The sequence below is a fragment of the Candidatus Dojkabacteria bacterium genome (assembly GCA_016927995.1).
Classification (GTDB): Bacteria; Patescibacteriota; Dojkabacteria; order JAFGLO01; family JAFGLO01; genus JAFGLO01.
Genome location: JAFGLO010000006.1, coordinates 42,533 through 57,428, shown reverse-complemented (window position 1 = coordinate 57,428; position 14,896 = coordinate 42,533). Strand labels below are relative to the sequence as shown.

14 protein-coding genes and 4 tRNA genes are annotated in these 14,896 nt (G+C 38.6%); 13 read left to right on the top strand and 5 right to left on the bottom strand.

The genetic code is table 11. From position 1 onward, the window contains the following. Positions 1–69 precede the first annotated feature (69 nt). Together JW962_01730 and JW962_01725 are read right to left on the bottom strand one after the other, a co-directional pair. Positions 70–142: transfer RNA gene (locus tag JW962_01730), tRNA-Thr, on the bottom strand. 239 nt (positions 143–381) lie between these two features. Then, positions 382–1,032: a site-2 protease family protein gene (locus JW962_01725; GenBank protein MBN1374031.1), complete on the bottom strand. Its 651-nt coding sequence runs from the start codon at positions 1,030–1,032 to the stop codon at positions 382–384. Between the two features lie 69 nt (positions 1,033–1,101). Between JW962_01725 and rpmB the strand changes: the two genes are divergently transcribed. The 9 genes from rpmB to radC all read left to right on the top strand — a co-directional run bounded on the left by rpmB (position 1,102) and on the right by radC (position 10,144). Beyond that, the gene (gene rpmB, locus JW962_01720) at positions 1,102–1,314 is read left to right on the top strand and encodes a 50S ribosomal protein L28 (protein MBN1374030.1); all 213 of its coding nucleotides are present in this window, start codon (positions 1,102–1,104) and stop codon (positions 1,312–1,314) included. A gap of 53 nt (positions 1,315–1,367) precedes the next feature. Then, on the top strand, positions 1,368–2,417 hold the full coding sequence (locus tag JW962_01715) for a rod shape-determining protein (protein ID MBN1374029.1): 1,050 nt from the start codon (positions 1,368–1,370) through the stop codon (positions 2,415–2,417). Between the two features lie 13 nt (positions 2,418–2,430). Further along, positions 2,431–3,228, top strand: a complete 798-nt coding sequence (locus tag JW962_01710; protein MBN1374028.1) for a rod shape-determining protein MreC — start codon at positions 2,431–2,433, stop codon at positions 3,226–3,228. Continuing rightward, entirely contained in the window at positions 3,228–3,710 is a 483-nt protein-coding gene (locus tag JW962_01705) for a hypothetical protein (GenBank protein ID MBN1374027.1), read from the top strand. Before JW962_01710 ends, JW962_01705 begins: the two co-directional genes overlap by 1 nt. Then, on the top strand, positions 3,707–5,644 hold the full coding sequence (locus JW962_01700; GenBank protein MBN1374026.1) for a hypothetical protein: 1,938 nt from the start codon (positions 3,707–3,709) through the stop codon (positions 5,642–5,644). The genes JW962_01705 and JW962_01700 overlap by 4 nt, the downstream gene beginning before the upstream one ends. Positions 5,645–5,849: 205 nt before the next feature. Next, positions 5,850–6,251, top strand: coding sequence for a four helix bundle protein (locus JW962_01695; GenBank protein ID MBN1374025.1), 402 nt, complete (start codon positions 5,850–5,852; stop codon positions 6,249–6,251). 25 nt (positions 6,252–6,276) lie between these two features. Next, the gene (locus tag JW962_01690) at positions 6,277–7,317 is read left to right on the top strand and encodes a DNA-processing protein DprA (GenBank protein MBN1374024.1); all 1,041 of its coding nucleotides are present in this window, start codon (positions 6,277–6,279) and stop codon (positions 7,315–7,317) included. After that, positions 7,314–9,428 carry a type I DNA topoisomerase gene (gene topA / locus JW962_01685; GenBank protein ID MBN1374023.1) on the top strand — a complete coding sequence of 705 codons (2,115 nt, stop codon included), beginning with the start codon at positions 7,314–7,316 and terminating at the stop codon, positions 9,426–9,428. Before JW962_01690 ends, topA begins: the two co-directional genes overlap by 4 nt. A 95-nt stretch (positions 9,429–9,523) precedes the next feature. Beyond that, on the top strand, positions 9,524–10,144 hold the full coding sequence (gene radC, locus JW962_01680) for a DNA repair protein RadC (protein ID MBN1374022.1): 621 nt from the start codon (positions 9,524–9,526) through the stop codon (positions 10,142–10,144). Between the two features lie 217 nt (positions 10,145–10,361). Here the strand turns inward: radC and JW962_01675 are convergent. The 3 genes from JW962_01675 to JW962_01665 all read right to left on the bottom strand — a co-directional run bounded on the left by JW962_01675 (position 10,362) and on the right by JW962_01665 (position 11,997). Beyond that, positions 10,362–10,451, bottom strand: a tRNA-Ser gene (locus JW962_01675). A gap of 305 nt (positions 10,452–10,756) precedes the next feature. Then, positions 10,757–11,314: a dCTP deaminase gene (gene dcd, locus JW962_01670; GenBank protein MBN1374021.1), complete on the bottom strand. Its 558-nt coding sequence runs from the start codon at positions 11,312–11,314 to the stop codon at positions 10,757–10,759. A 5-nt stretch (positions 11,315–11,319) separates the two neighbouring features. After that, positions 11,320–11,997: a hypothetical protein gene (locus tag JW962_01665; protein MBN1374020.1), complete on the bottom strand. Its 678-nt coding sequence runs from the start codon at positions 11,995–11,997 to the stop codon at positions 11,320–11,322. 120 nt (positions 11,998–12,117) lie between these two features. On the opposite strand from JW962_01665, the gene JW962_01660 reads away from it, so the two are divergent. The 4 genes from JW962_01660 to buk all read left to right on the top strand — a co-directional run bounded on the left by JW962_01660 (position 12,118) and on the right by buk (position 14,885). Beyond that, a complete protein-coding gene (locus JW962_01660) occupies positions 12,118–13,023 on the top strand; it encodes a manganese-dependent inorganic pyrophosphatase (protein MBN1374019.1) in 906 nt (301 codons plus the stop codon). Positions 13,024–13,082: 59 nt separating this feature from the next. Continuing rightward, positions 13,083–13,165: transfer RNA gene (locus JW962_01655), tRNA-Tyr, on the top strand. A gap of 204 nt (positions 13,166–13,369) precedes the next feature. After that, positions 13,370–13,441 (top strand) — tRNA-Met (locus JW962_01650). 361 nt (positions 13,442–13,802) lie between these two features. Then, positions 13,803–14,885 (top strand): butyrate kinase, encoded by a 1,083-nt coding sequence (gene buk, locus JW962_01645; GenBank protein MBN1374018.1) that lies wholly within the window; start codon positions 13,803–13,805, stop codon positions 14,883–14,885. Positions 14,886–14,896: the final 11 nt, after the last annotated feature.

Genomic DNA, 14,896 nt, shown 5'->3' with positions numbered 1-14,896 from the left:
GCGGAAGACTTACTCCCGGTGGCAACCGGGATGAAAAAGAACATCGGTTCAAGTTCCGACTTATATATAAGCCGACTATCGGACTTGAACCGATGACCTTCCGCTTACAAAGCGGTTGCTCTACCAACTGAGCTAAGTCGGCTTTTATCTATTAGCGGCGCTATTCTAACATAGTAAAAGATCTATTTAAAGCCTTTTCTTTTAGTTGCGTCTTGATGAAATTTGATGGGAGGGTCCGTGCCCAAAAAGCACAGGTGGGTTTCCTCAATCTTAGCCCACGGGCTAAGACGATTTTGGAATCCCAACAAAAACACGATGTAGGGACATCTGCCTCCCATCACTCCCATTATACATTAACAGACGTTGTAAAATCAATCAGCTTTAGCTGACAAATGCAACAAGCTTGTATACGGTTTCTACGATGTAGTAACTAATTTGAAGCCCAATTGGACTGTAAGGACTTAATATCAAGGCTATTACCCAGGGTGAATATGACTCAAAGGTCTCGAAGGAAAATTTGATCTGTTTTGGAAGGATTCCCTGAAGTATGTAATAACCATCAAGTGGGGGAAGTGGTAATAAGTTTGTAATTGCAACAACAAAGCTACAGAGAGTCAATGCAAATAGAAATTCACCAATCAATGGGTAAATTATTGAGATAATATTATTTGTGGGAAGAATTGGAGCCACAGGGTTTGTAATTTTTATTAATCCAAGGCACGCTATAACTGTTAGTATATTTGCTCCGATTCCGCTTAGGTAAACAATAACCTGGTCTCTACCTGGCTTTTTAAAGTTATATTCATTTATTGGTACGTGTTTTGTCCAACCAATACGGGAAACGAAGAACAGTGCAAGTCCTAGAATATCCACGTGTTTTAAGGGATTTAACGTAAGATATCCATCGGCTTTTGCAGTCAAGTCACCCATTTTATTTGCAACAAGTGCTTGAAAATAATTATGTACAGTTGCAGCTAATAGATAGGCAATGGCATAAAAAACATAAGAAACAACTATTAAGAGTGTAATCATTGTTATTGATTTTAGCGTTATATTGATGTATTATAACAGAGCTATTTGTAAATTAATATTTTTATTTTGATGAGTAAGGTTTGTGAAATCTGTGGCAAGGGAGTTGTGCACGGAAATAATATTCGACACAAACACGCAGGTAAGTGGGAAAGAAAGGCTCCTAAAACGAAGCGAATTTGGAAACCTAACTTGCGAGCCGTCAGTTTAGAAGTCGATGGTGTAAAAAAGAGCGTTAAGGTTTGTATGAAGTGCCACAAGAAAATTAGCAAAGTCGGCGTTTAAGTTCCCATTAGTATGTGTTACAATTGCACGAGGAATAAGCTATTTGATTATTTATGTTTGATTCTTTCTGGAGTTTAGTCACATATGATATAGGAATTGATCTGGGGACCACTAATAGTTGGGTTTATGTTAAAGGTAAGGGAATCGTTTTAAATGAACCTTCAGTTGTGGCAATAAATACCAGGAATAAACAGGTTTTAGCTGTTGGGCGTGACGCGAAAAAAATGCTCGGACGAACTCCTTCAAGTGTTTCGGCCATTCGACCATTGCGAGATGGAGTAATTTCGGATTTCGATATAACCCATGCAATGATTCGGTACTTTATTAGAAAAGTTCACGGAATGTCTAGTAGGTTTATTAAAATTCCAAGACCACGTGTAGTTGTGGGTGTTCCCTCATCTGTTACCGAGGTTGAACGTCAGGCTGTTGTTGATGCCGCTAAATATGCCGGAGCGCGTGAAGTTTATGTTGTTGAAGAACCGATGGCTGCAGCAATTGGCTGTAAGTTGCCCGTGCAAGACGCCTGTGGTTCAATGATAATAGACATAGGGGGAGGTACTTCCGATATAGCAATAATTTCACTTGGTTCAATTGTTGTAGACAAAACAATACGTGTTGCCGGTGATGAAATGGATGAAAATGTTACCGATTACGTAAGACAGAAATACAACCTTTTAATAGGCATGCGAACTGCAGAAGAGGTTAAAATAAAGATAGGATCTGCGTATCCCCTTAAAGAAGAAAAATCCGTAACAATCCAGGGTCGTGATCTTATGACAGGACTTCCCAAGTCGGTTGAGGTTAATAGTGTTGAAATCCGTGAGGCAATAATGTCGTCAATAAAAATCATATCAGATGCTGCACATGATGCAATTGAAGCGGCTCCTCCAGAACTTGTGTCTGACCTTTATGCAAACGGAATCGTTTTAACTGGTGGGGGCTCACTTTTGGAAGGGTTCGATAAGTTTTTCTCTGAATACTTACACATTCCCGTTAGGATACCGGAAAGTCCTATGACGTCTGTGGTTGATGGAACAGCAGTAATGCTTGATGATCTCGAACTTTTAAGAAAGGCCCAGGATTCATGGGCCGACGTTATTTAGTAGAATTTACGAAGTGTCAGAAAAATCGAAAGACACCACAATTTCATATCTTTTGGCTGTTATCTTTGCAGGAGTTTTGGTCGTCTTTGCCGATATTAACGGATATCTAAGTTCTGTTCATGATTTTGCAAGTCAATTTGTTGTTCCTGTCGAAACTGAGCTTAATAATATTGGTAAAACGATTGGGTCAATAGGAAATTCTATTGTTTATTGGATTGGGTTAAAGGAAGAAAATATAAAATGTCGTAACGAATTATCTGAACTTAAGGCAAAAACTGCACTTTTGGAAGATATAATTGAGGAGAATCAGGAACTTAAATCGCAGATTGGTTCCTTTTCACGTAGTGCAGTTCAAACGACACAGGCTAGAATTGTTAAGTATGGGCCAAATGTGCTTGGATGGGGGTTAAAACTTGATAAAGGAACTGCCGATGGTGTGTCAAATGGAAATGTGGTCGTTTACGGAAATAATTTGATTGGATATATTCAAGATGCGGATGCATATACATCAAATGTTGAATTAGTAAATAGCTCGACAAGTAATTTGTATTCCGAGGTTCAGCGGAGTAGGAAAGTTGGAATTGTTCGAGGGAAAAAGGATGGTTTATTTATTGAAGAACTCTTGCCGTCAGATTCAATTGGAATAGGTGATGTAATAATTGTTTGGGATGAAAAACTTTCCATAACTTTGATTGTGGGTGAGGTTATCCGAGTAATTGATGATCCAACGGCTACTACTAAAAGTGCCGAAATCGAACAATATGTCACAATTGACGATCTGGAATACGTATATATTTTAGAAAGAAGATAATGTTTACAAAATATTGGACAATACGATTCTTGGGGTTATGGGTGCTGTTGTGGATTCTTAATGCTATCGGGCTTAAGGCTATTTCACCACTTTTTGTTCTGACAGTTGTTTTAATGCTTGTTGACGACAATGCGTTTCATAAACAGGCAATAGGGATTTTATTATTACTCTCGTTTTTTGAAGATCTTTTGTTTTCATATTATTTTGGAACTCATTTCCTGGCACTTGGTACTTTACTATTAATAATTGAAGGTTTAAGAAGTCTTTTATCTATAAACGATATACTTAAAACTGTGGTTTTCGGAGTATTCGGCTATGCAGTTTTTTTTATAATTATAAGGATAGTTTATGTTATTTCCGGAGTAAGTATGATGTCATTTTTCGAGTTAACCTGGGGTTGGTATAATGTTATTGCCGTAACCTTGTTATATTTTGTTATTGTTGGTCTAAAGGATGCTTTAACAAGAAAACTAAAAATATGAAACGATTAAGTAGAAAATCTGTTACGTCTCCGTTCCAGAGGAGAATAAAGTGGTTTGATACGTTTACGGGGGCAGAGGAAGAAGAAGTATTGCCACATAAAAGCCATGTAATCAATCTTTTTATAGGTACACTTTTTGTTGTTTTCGTCTTTTCGTATATCTTTTGGGGTCTTATAGATTTACAGATTGTTCATGGTGCTAGTCTGAGAGAGCGATCTGTTACAAATCATTTGACCTACGAACCTATTGACTCTGATCGGGGAATAATTTATGACGTCAATGGTGTTAAGTTGGTAGAGAATGTTAATGGTTATAAGCTTGTTGTTAAAACCTCTGTAGGGATAAGTATTGTCGCCGGTGAACTTGACGCGCTTTCCGGCGTTTCCGGTATAGGAGTTGACGACTTGACGGCCAAGTACACTGAAGCTTATGAAAATAATCCGTTGGTTGATATTGTTCTAGTTGAGAACTGTCCGAGAGAGCTTGTATTAAAGTTTAAGGCTATTCAGAATCGGTTTGAATATATATCTCTTGTCGAAACTAAATATAGGAATTATTTAGGGACAATTGCAACTTCTCATGTAATCGGATATACCGGAGAGGCGTCTGATTTTGATATAGAACGCAATAACATTATTATACCAGGGGATATTGTTGGAAAAGAAGGTATAGAATACAGCTATGACAGTATTCTAAGAGGTGTAAAAGGGCAAAAAATAATAGAGGTTGATGCTTTGAATAATCCTGTATCAAGCGAGTTTAGAGAGTTAACAAATCCAATAGAAGGGGCTTCGCTTTATTTATCACTAGATATTGTAATTCAGGAAAAGGCGTATGAACTTTTGCAACAATATGTTCCCAAATATGAAGGAACTGCAGGTGTAATTATTCTTCAAAATGTAAATTCAGGAAAAATTATCGCATTAACGAATTATCCGGGATATGATAATAATCTCTTTGTAGGGGGAATAAGTGAATCGGAGTTACCGGCCTATCAAGAATTAATTACCAACCCTGCCGCGCCGCTTTTAAACAGAGCAATTGCAGGGGCACAACCACCCGGATCAACATTCAAAATATTAATGGCGCAGATTCTCTTACACACAGGGGCAATAACCCCAAATACAATAATAAATAGTACTGGTGTAACTTATATTGGTGAAGATAAATTGCCTATTCAGGAATATCATGGGCATGTTTATGGTCCTCTGAACGTTGTTTCCGGAATCTGTAAATCAAGTAACATCTTTTTTTGTAGGGGATTTATTGACTCGGATTTGAGTATCAATGAGCTTGATAATTATTTAGTTAGATACGGTATCGGATCTAAGACGGGTATTGATCTTCCCGGGGAATCAAAAGGAGTATTACCATCGCCTGAAAATAAGGCAATTCAAGCAGAATACGCAACGTGGCTTGATCCTTACTGGTATCTAGGAGATTCATGCGTTACCGCATTTGGTCAAGGAATAACACTTGTAACGCCTATTCAGCTGCTTGGTGTTTCTACATATATCGCTAATGGAGGAATTCTTTGGCAGCCAACCATTGTAGATAAGATTGTGTATCCAAGTGGTGAAGCGAAAGAAAATTTTGCAGAAATTCGTGATAGGGATATTGTTTCTAAAAGTGTATTAGATTATGTAAGGCAGGGTATGGAGTGTACGGCAAATACCGGGGGCGGTGTAATTGTTCCGTTTTTTAATTCTGAGGTTAGGGTTGCCGCAAAAACAGGAACTGCGGAATTCGGTCTTATAAACGAAAAGGGGTATTATGAGCATACGCACGCCTGGGTTACCGGGTATTTTCCTGCGGAAAATCCGCAATATAGTTTCGTTGTCTTCATAGAGGATGGGGGGGAGAGTAATAATGCAGCAACTGTTATGCGAGAGCTTATAGATTTTATGTTGGATCTTGGATATATTAAAAAGTAAGTCACCTCTGATAAAGTCATTTTAAACAATTAGCCTGTCAGTTATTTGGTCAATCAATTTGTCCCGGATATAACTCGTCATAACGTCAACTTTTATTAATTTCCTGTTAAGAATTTATAGCAATTTATCGTTTAAACTGTAGTTAGCTTTTGTAAAGTGCGCGCTTATCACTAGCAGAATTAATGTAATTTTCTTTATACTTACAATGGCTAAAAAACAAGAATGGGACGCTAGATCTACTCCTTTATGGAAGACGGTAAAAGCTTTCGTGGTTGACATTTACAGAATAACCAATGATGGTTATTTTGATAGTGAGCCAATATCAAGAACAAATCTTAGGCAATCTTCGTTAACATTATTGGGTAATGTTTCGCAAGGACTCGAAGCCCCGAATCCAGGAGGCTCAACATATTATTTTAGAATTGCATATAATAGCGCCGTAAGATTACATGCACTATTGACGATTCAGGAGGATTTAGGCTCGATAGAAAAGGAGAAACTTGATGATCTAACTGCAAGATTGATGGATATAAAAGTACAGGTTTCCAAGTTGGAGTTTTCCATAAAAAAGAAACGAAAAGGTGTGTCGTCAAAACCCAAGAAATAATAACGTTTCCGGGGTGGTTTCTTACTTGTCTAGTCTACCAGATGTAGGCAATCGACTGATTTGCAAGCTCCTTGAAAATGAACTTTTGTGGACTGACTCACTTTCCGAATGTGTCGATAGGCTGAAAGCTGTTACTGAGAAAGACTTTGGGGTTGTACATCTTGCCGGAATACTGAGTATAAAAAATTCTGTCCGAAATCCAAAATCGTTTGAAATCGAAGTTCGGAAGAGGGTTTCACTTAACCAAGCCTGTGGCTTGTGGTTATGGGGTGATTGTAGATCGGAATACGACCTTTTCAAACAGGCGTTTTGGGGTATTGGAAACAAGAAATTAATGTGTCAGAGGGGAAAGGTTGGTATAGTTGGAACTAGAAAGTCCACTACCTATGGAGCTCTGGTGGTGAAGGAGCTTGTAAGTCGTCTGGTAGATGGCAAATTATCGGTATGGAGCGGATTTGCAAGTGGGATTGATATGGCCGCACATCAGGCGGCATTAAAGTTTGGAGTAAAAACGGTAGCTGTCGCACCCTTTCTTGTGACAGCTCCACCCCATACACAGCGTATTCCGATCAAGAGGATCTTAAATGCCGGTGGTGCTGTAATTTGTAATATAGAAAAGCCCGAGATAACCAAGGGACATTTTCTTGGCAGAAACACGCTTTTAAGTAAGTTGGTTGATATGTTGTTTGTGGTTGAAGCCCCATTGAAAAGTGGAACTCTACATACTGCTTCAGAGTGTATTAAGCGTAAAAAACCTGTGTTTGTTATACCGGGAAGCATTTTTTCGAAATCATCTGAAGGATGTAATAATTTGTTGACTAAGGTGGGTGTCACAATAGTACCGTCATTGAGTTTTCTTGATAAGCTTTTGGGTATTGGTCCTTTAATTGAAACGGGTGGAGTTGCACAAGAGCTTTTAATACTGATAAAATCAGGCTTTGATACTGTTACATCACTTGCAAGGGGTTTAAATTTATCTGAAAGCAAGTTGGTTAAAAAGTTGACATATTTAGAACTAAAGGGTATTTTACATGTGAATAAATTCGGGAAAGTTTTTATAAGATGAGTAAAACCGCAGGGAATCTTCTAGTTGTTGAGTCTCCCGCAAAATCAAAGACAATTGAACGGTTCTTGGGTTCAGATTACAAGGTTGTTGCCACATTAGGTCACATGAAAGATCTGCCACCCAACAAATTTGGAGTAGATATTGAAAAAGATTTTAAGCCCCAGTATGTAGTTTCAAAAGGAAAACAAAAGGTGATTACCGACTTAAAATCAAAGATTAAGAACATCAAAGGTATAGTATATCTTGCTACGGACCCTGATCGGGAAGGCGAAGCAATTGCCTGGCAGGTCGATAATATTGCAAAAAAAGAAAAGAAACAGACCAAAAGGGTAGTATTTCACGAAATCACAAAAGAAGCAGTAACCGAGGCCTTAAAAAATCCTCGAGAAGTTGACATTAACCTGGTTGATGCTCAAAAGGCAAGAAGAATTCTTGACAGAATTGTAGGGTTCGAACTATCGGAATTACTTTGGAAGAAAATAAGATATGGTCTTTCAGCCGGAAGGGTTCAGTCTGTTGCTCTTAAGTTTATTGTAGATAGAGAAAAAGAGATTCTCGCCTTTATTCCCAAGGAATTCTTTACGGTAAAGGGGCTTATTGGAAAATTGGCACTTTTACTAATGAAGGAAAATACCAGCCTAGCTAGCAGGCTTTCGGCAGAAGAAGTCGAAAAGGTTAAAAAAGACCTAAAGGGAACAAAAACAGGAATTGTAAAAAGTGTTGTAACCAAACAAAGGGAATTTAGTGCTCCTCCTCCTTATACAACGGCACTTTTACAGCAGGACGCAAATAGAAAATTAGGATTTAGTGCAAGTAGAACCATGGGAATTGCCCAAAAACTGTATCAGGGGGTGCAGATAAAAGGCGAGGCGTTAGGACTTATTACATACATGAGAACTGATTCATTTACGCTTTCCCAAAAAGCGATAAAAGAAATAAGAAATACGGTGACCAAACGGTTTGGTGAAAAGTATCTAAGTGAGAAAATAAACGTGTTTAAGAAGAAATCGAAGGTTGCACAGGAGGCTCACGAAGCAATAAGACCAACACACCTTGATCTGGATCCTGAGAAGATAAAAGATAGCTTGGCTCCGGAAGAATATAAACTGTATAGATTAATATATAACAGAGCTCTAATGACTCAGATGAAACAAGTTTCGATAACTGAGACTGTCCTTAAGGTTTTGGTTAAGGAGAAATACATATTTGGAGCCGTTGCAAAATCATTAGTTTTCGATGGGTTTGCAGTTCTTGATAAAGGTTATTTAAGTCTTTATGTTGGAAACGAGGGAAATAGTCCTGATTTAAGTTTCGCAAAGGAAGGTGAGAAAATTACTTTCGACAAGTATGAATTTGAAAAAGGTGAGACTAAGCCCAAAGCAAGGTATACAGAAGCTACATTAATTAAACGGCTTGAAAAAGAAGGGGTTGGTAGGCCATCTACATATGCAACAATAATAAAAACCATAATAGACAGAACATACGTTGAAAAGCAAAGGGGGAAATTGCATCCAACTGATATGGGTATTGTTGTTTCGGACTTTCTGACAAAATTCTTCACAGAAGTTGTAGATTCAAAGTTTACTGCCCAAATGGAAGATGAACTAGATGATATTGCAAACGGTGACAAGGATCGGGTATCTGTACTTAAAGAATATTACAAACCGTTCCATAAGAAGATTGAATCCGGCCACATGAAGATAAAAAAAGAAGATGTAGTCGTTTTGGAGGAGAGTAAAGAGAAGTGTCCCGTTTGTGGGGGACCAATGGTTGTTAAAATTGGTAGAAATGGTAAATTCCTAAGCTGTAAAAAGTTTCCTGAATGTAAGGGAATTCTTTCTTTGGAAGAGCAAAAGCTCGATATGGAAAAATATGAAGACCCTGGTAAATGTAAAAGTTGTAAAGGAGACTTGGTTCTTAAAACCGGCAAGTATGGAAAATTCTGGGCTTGTGAAAATTATCCGAAATGTAAAGAAACCGTTCCCCTTATTTTAAGAGAAAGATGTCCCGAATGTGGTAGCAATCTTGTTGAACGTAAGGGTAAGTGGGGTAGGACCTTTATTGGATGTAGCGGTTACCCTAAGTGCAAGTATATTAAAAAAGACAAGTAACCACATAAATCCCAAACCGCTGTAAGCTTTGACGCTAGTTCAGCTTTGTATTTATAGCCTGTATATATTTTGTTAAGTTGTGTATATATTTTAGAATGAAACCAAGAGATAAAATTAAAGTCCTGGGGGTAAGATCTCTTTCTGACAAAGAACTTTTGGCTGTTATTTTAGGTAGTGGAAGTAAAAAAAGGTCAGTATATTCTTTGGCTAGACAGATCTCACAAATAATTAATAATGGAGATTCCAGTGCAGAATGGTTATATAAGAGAATTTGTAGAATTAAAGGGATTGGTGATGCAAAGGCACTTTCCGTTATTTCCGCTGTTGAGTTGGGTAAGCGATTGTTTCAGAATCCCAGAGCTCAAATTAACTGTACAAAAGATGTTTGGTTGCTCACGAAAGATATTGGAAGTAAAAGACAGGAGTGTGTTTTTGTGATTTACTTAGACTCAAGGAAGCAGTTTATTGCAAAGCGGGAAATTGCTTTGGGGTGTACAAACTGTGCGGCAATAGATGTGAAGCTAATTTTATTCTGGGCTTTTAGGCTTTCTGCTTTTGCCTTTGTCCTGGTTCATAATCATCCTTCGGGAGAATGTAAGCCTAGTAAGGAGGATTATCTAACTACGGAAAAGGTAAGGGAGGTTGCATTTCTACTTGAGTTGGACTTTTGTGACCATGTGATTGTTACGAAGTGGGATTACAGAAGTATAATTTGAGTTCGGAAAGGACCGTGCCATGGGCAGATCTCTTTCCTTCTGTATTTTGGTTTTACCAAAACACTAGAACGGAGAGGACAGGATTTTGCACTTTGTGCAAGACGCGCTTTTATTTCATTTATGGTGCGTTTCGTCCCTTTCCGCCGTTGGCGGAACAGGTTCTCACCGTTTTTGTCCGTTGCTGGTTGACCCCATCTTCGCTGGGATCATTCAGCAACGGAGAGGACAGGATTCGAACCTGCGGTACCCAAAAAATGAGTACGGCGGTTTAGCAAACCGCTGCTTTCGACCACTCAGCCACCTCTCCACAAAACTTCAGCAAGAGGCGTATCTGCCTATGGCAAGGCAGCCACCTCTCCACAAAACTCCAGCAAGAGGCGCATCTGCCTATGGCAAGGCAGCCACCTCTCCACAAAACTCCAACCAGATGCAGATCTGCCTAGTGCACGACCAGCAAAGTTTCCAGTTTAGTTAAGAGTGCCTAATATTACCATAATGTTGTTACTTCATAAAGAGTTTAAAGATATCGCAAGATTTGGTAATTAATTGATTGCTAACTAACGTTTTATTGAGATTATTTTCTAAATAGATAATAACTGGGTTTTGCCGTATTTAAGAACAATCATCAAATGGTGGTAAATCTGCGCCCATGGGTTCCGTCTGTGTTTTATATGTACCTACATTGGCATACGCTTGTTCTGCTGAAGTATCTGATAAAAAGAAAATGCCCTTTCCTATCTTGTCGCCAAGTTTAATTACAATATCAAAGATGCCTGCATTAAAGATCTCTAAGGTAATTATGCTGTCTTTGTGCCCAGGATGGATAAGGGTTGCGCTTTGGTGGATTGACAAACCGAGTCTTGCGGTAGTGGTTCTTCCGTCTATCAACATTGCAATATTCTGAGCAAGTGTTATTTTCTCAAGCGTTTGAGCAAGAATGAATTCCTTGGGCTTTATTGTATATGGGCTGTCTGTTATATCTATTCTCTCGTATTCCGGATCTTTACCTCCCGAAAGTGTTGCTATCTGATTGGACTTGGGGATAAGGATTATTGGTCCGAGAGAAAAGTAATAGGCACTAGGTCCAATATTTTTGTTATTGAATGGATCGATTTTGATATTTCCGGCGGCTATATATTCCTTTATTTTTTGATCTACTAAAAGTCCCATTTTTTCTAATTAAAATTTGTTACAATTTCTTTGATTAAGTCAGCTTGATTTTTACCTCCCCAGACTATAAAACGTAATCCAGGTTCCACTTCGTATCCATATACAATTTCATCAAGGATCATGGGAGTTCCATAAAAATCTATTTCAGCTTGGTACTCGCTTGTTATAACAATTTTATCTCCAACAGAAGTAGTAGAAAAATTAGAGAATGTAAAAACTTGATTTGCGGAATGACCCTGAATTGCACATTCGAGTGTGCTTAGTCCAAGCTCTTCCGAACAATTGATCATATCACTTTCAGGCGTATCATCAATAACAACGATAATGGATTCTTCGGGGTTATCATTAAGCGAAAGAATTATAAAACAGATACCTTTTTCCGGAGAAGATTCACTTCCATTAAAGTGTGAACTTGTTAGATCTAGGTCATTAGGAATGGTTATTGTGCCACCACATTCTGTTTCAATAGATTTGAGTTCACCTGTTTTGGGTTCCACGTTATTTGTATCACGTTCCGTTTGAGACTCAGTGCTGTCATTATTTTCATCTGTAGTAGTGTTATTTGTTCTCCAGAAATCCCCTTTAACAAAGATATAAATAATAAATCCTAACAGAGTAAGTGAGATAATTGTAATGCTTACGTATATAAAAATTGGCTTTATTCTTTGTGTGTTGATTGTCATCTTTTTTAATAATATATTATTTATTAATTTAGTATACGAGATATTGCAGAAAAAGGGAATTAACATTGTAGAGACCTTGGGGATTGGTTATAATTGGTTGTTAAATTTTCATGTATTTAAATGGTAAAAGTTTTAGGTCACAAATCACCGGATACCGATTCAATTTGCTCTGCAATAGTTTTTTCCTGGGTTCTAAAGCAACAAGGAATAGATGCAAAACCCTTTCGACTAGGGGGTATAAACAGAGAAACAAGTTTTGTTCTTGAGAAATTTGGAGTCGAGATTCCCGAGCTTTTGGAATCATTGTCATCGAACGATGAAGTTGCACTGGTTGATACCACAAACCCAGAAGAGCTTTTAGATCTTGGTGAGTCTACGATTACTCATGTAGTTGACCATCACAAACTTGGAGGACTGGTTACATCGACTCCCTTGAGTGTAACAATTCGACCGTTTGCCTCGACAGCAACGGTGATTTTTAAAGAATATATAAAAGATACTAAGAGTATTCCGGATGATATATTAGGCTTGATTTTGGCTTGTATAATTTCTGACACTTTAATGTTTAGAAGTCCAACGACTACAACTACTGACAGGGAACTTGCTGAAACAATTGCTAAAAAAATTAATACGAGTATTGAGTCATTAGCCGATGAGATGTTTACTCGAAAGTCCGACCTTAGCGGGTTTTCCGCCAGAGATGTTTTGCTTTTTGATAGCAAAATTTTTGAGCTTAACATAGGTAACACAAGGGTTTCCGTTGTTGAAACAACAAAACCTGAAAATGCCCTTGTAATGAAAGCTGAGCTTAAATTGGCTGCAGATGAGCTAAAAAGGGAAGAAAATCTAGATGAGATACTTCTTTTCGTTGTTGATATTCTTAAAGAGGAAGCCACGTTTATCGCTTTTTCTGAAAATGCCCAGAAGGAAATTACCAAAACTTTTGGAGCCAAATTTGATGATGATACTGCGGTTTTGCCGGGAATTGTCTCCAGAAAGAAGCAGATAATTCCAAAGTTATCGTAATTGGATTACACGACCGTAAGTTGCCTTGAGGTTTATTAACCTGTAAAATACTGTATTATCCAGAGGTGGCAGAGTGGTCAATTGCTCCGGACTGTAAATCCGGCGTCGTGAGACTTCGCAGGTTCGAATCCTGCCCTCTGGAAATTAAATAGGGAGGATGAGAACCTGTTCCGCCGACGGCGGAAAGGTACGGAACGCACCATAAATGAAATAAAAGCGCGTCTTGCACAAAGTGCAAAATCCTGCCCTCTGGAAATTAAATAGGTCAGGTATGGTATAATCATCTTTAATAAGTCTTTAAGTATCAAGGGTAGACACTGTCTGAGGATACTGACAACAATTTTTTCGCGGGGTAGAGCAGTGGCAGCTCGCTAGGCTCATAACCTGGAGGCCGTCGGTTCGAATCCGACCCCCGCAATTTTCCATTTTTGGTTGAGTCAGATTCGAACCTCTGTTTCTGTTCATCCCGATTGCCATCGGGAATAAGCTATAGCTCGCAAGTGGAGGCGAGCTCGGATCCGACCCCCGCAATTTTCCATTTTTGGTTGAGTCAGATTCGAACCTCTGTTTCTGTTCATCCCGATTGCCATCGGGAATAAGCCATAGCTCGCAAGTGGAGGCGAGCTCGAATTCCGATACGCTCTTATAGAGCTATCGCGAATCCTCGAAGTCGATGAATCGACATTCGGGATCCGACCCCCGCAATATTTCATTCATTGACTGTTTAACCTTCCCCTGCTATATTACGCTCACATAAACTGATAACATCAAAACGCAAAATGAGAGTCTTAGTAATAAATCCTGGTTCGACATCAACAAAGTTGGCAGTGTTTGATGATGAAGAACTTTTCCTTTCCGATAAAATAGATTATTCCGAAAATAAGGAATTCATTGAAAAATATTCAACGAGTACCAATATATTTGATCAGCTCGATGATCGTAGAACTGATGTAAAAACATTTTTGAAATTAAATGATATTACAGAGCTTGATGCTATTGTGGGGCGTGGTGGAATGATGCAACCTGTTAAGCCCGGAACCTATCGTATTTCCCACAAGATGATGGAAGATCTGTGTGAACGTCCGCTGGCTGATCATGCTTCCAATCTTGGTGCAGAACTTGCATATGAAATTGCAAAAGAGTTTAGTATTGAAGAAGCTGCTTTTATTGTTGATCCGGTTACCGCTGACGAAATGCTTGATCATAATAGATTTACTGGTCTGCCCCAAATTAGAAGGTATGCTGCTTGGCACGCATTGAATCAACGTGCAATTGCAAGAAGATATGCAGCAGATATGGGTAAAAAAGTTTCAGATATTAATCTTATTGTTGCGCATATTGGTGGAGGAGCTTCGTTTGGTGCACATAAAAAGGGAAGAGTAGTTAACGTTACAAACGCTTTGTCGGGTGAAGGAGGATTTACTCCCGAACGTGCTGGAGCTTTACCGGCACAGGGGGTTATTGAACTGTGTTTCTCGGGGGAGTTTACAAAGGAAGAGCTATTAAAAATGATTGCAGGTAATGGTGGTTTGTATGCACACACAGGAGATAAACATGTAGAAAACTTTTCCAGGAAGTTCGATAAGTTAAGTCAGCCTCATAAGGATGTATTTGTTGCAATGCTTAAAAGTATTACTCGAACAATTTGTTCATTGATTCCGGACTTTGATGGTGAGCCGGTTGATCAGGTCTTAATTACGGGTGGTGTAGCAAATGAGACGTTTGTAATGGAATTTATTAGAAAAGACCTTTCGGCGATTGGGCTTGGGGTTACTGTTTATCCTTCCGAACTTGAACTTGGAGCAATGCGTGATGGTGCATTAAGAGTCCTTAGGGGTGAAGAAACCGCGCTTAGCTATTAAAAGCTAGCGTT

What these genes read in the sequence shown, in the direction of transcription:
- JW962_01725 (MBN1374031.1), bottom strand. Translation starts at nt 1,032, where the DNA reads ATGATTACACTCTTAATAGTTGTTTCTTATGTTTTTTATGCCATTGCC.
- rpmB (MBN1374030.1), top strand. Translation starts at nt 1,102, where the DNA reads ATGAGTAAGGTTTGTGAAATCTGTGGCAAGGGAGTTGTGCACGGAAAT.
- JW962_01715 (MBN1374029.1), top strand. Translation starts at nt 1,368, where the DNA reads ATGTTTGATTCTTTCTGGAGTTTAGTCACATATGATATAGGAATTGAT.
- JW962_01705 (MBN1374027.1), top strand. Translation starts at nt 3,228, where the DNA reads ATGTTTACAAAATATTGGACAATACGATTCTTGGGGTTATGGGTGCTG.
- JW962_01700 (MBN1374026.1), top strand. Translation starts at nt 3,707, where the DNA reads ATGAAACGATTAAGTAGAAAATCTGTTACGTCTCCGTTCCAGAGGAGA.
- JW962_01695 (MBN1374025.1), top strand. Translation starts at nt 5,850, where the DNA reads ATGGCTAAAAAACAAGAATGGGACGCTAGATCTACTCCTTTATGGAAG.
- topA (MBN1374023.1), top strand. Translation starts at nt 7,314, where the DNA reads ATGAGTAAAACCGCAGGGAATCTTCTAGTTGTTGAGTCTCCCGCAAAA.
- radC (MBN1374022.1), top strand. Translation starts at nt 9,524, where the DNA reads ATGAAACCAAGAGATAAAATTAAAGTCCTGGGGGTAAGATCTCTTTCT.
- dcd (MBN1374021.1), bottom strand. Translation starts at nt 11,314, where the DNA reads ATGGGACTTTTAGTAGATCAAAAAATAAAGGAATATATAGCCGCCGGA.
- JW962_01665 (MBN1374020.1), bottom strand. Translation starts at nt 11,997, where the DNA reads ATGACAATCAACACACAAAGAATAAAGCCAATTTTTATATACGTAAGC.
- JW962_01660 (MBN1374019.1), top strand. Translation starts at nt 12,118, where the DNA reads ATGGTAAAAGTTTTAGGTCACAAATCACCGGATACCGATTCAATTTGC.
- buk (MBN1374018.1), top strand. Translation starts at nt 13,803, where the DNA reads ATGAGAGTCTTAGTAATAAATCCTGGTTCGACATCAACAAAGTTGGCA.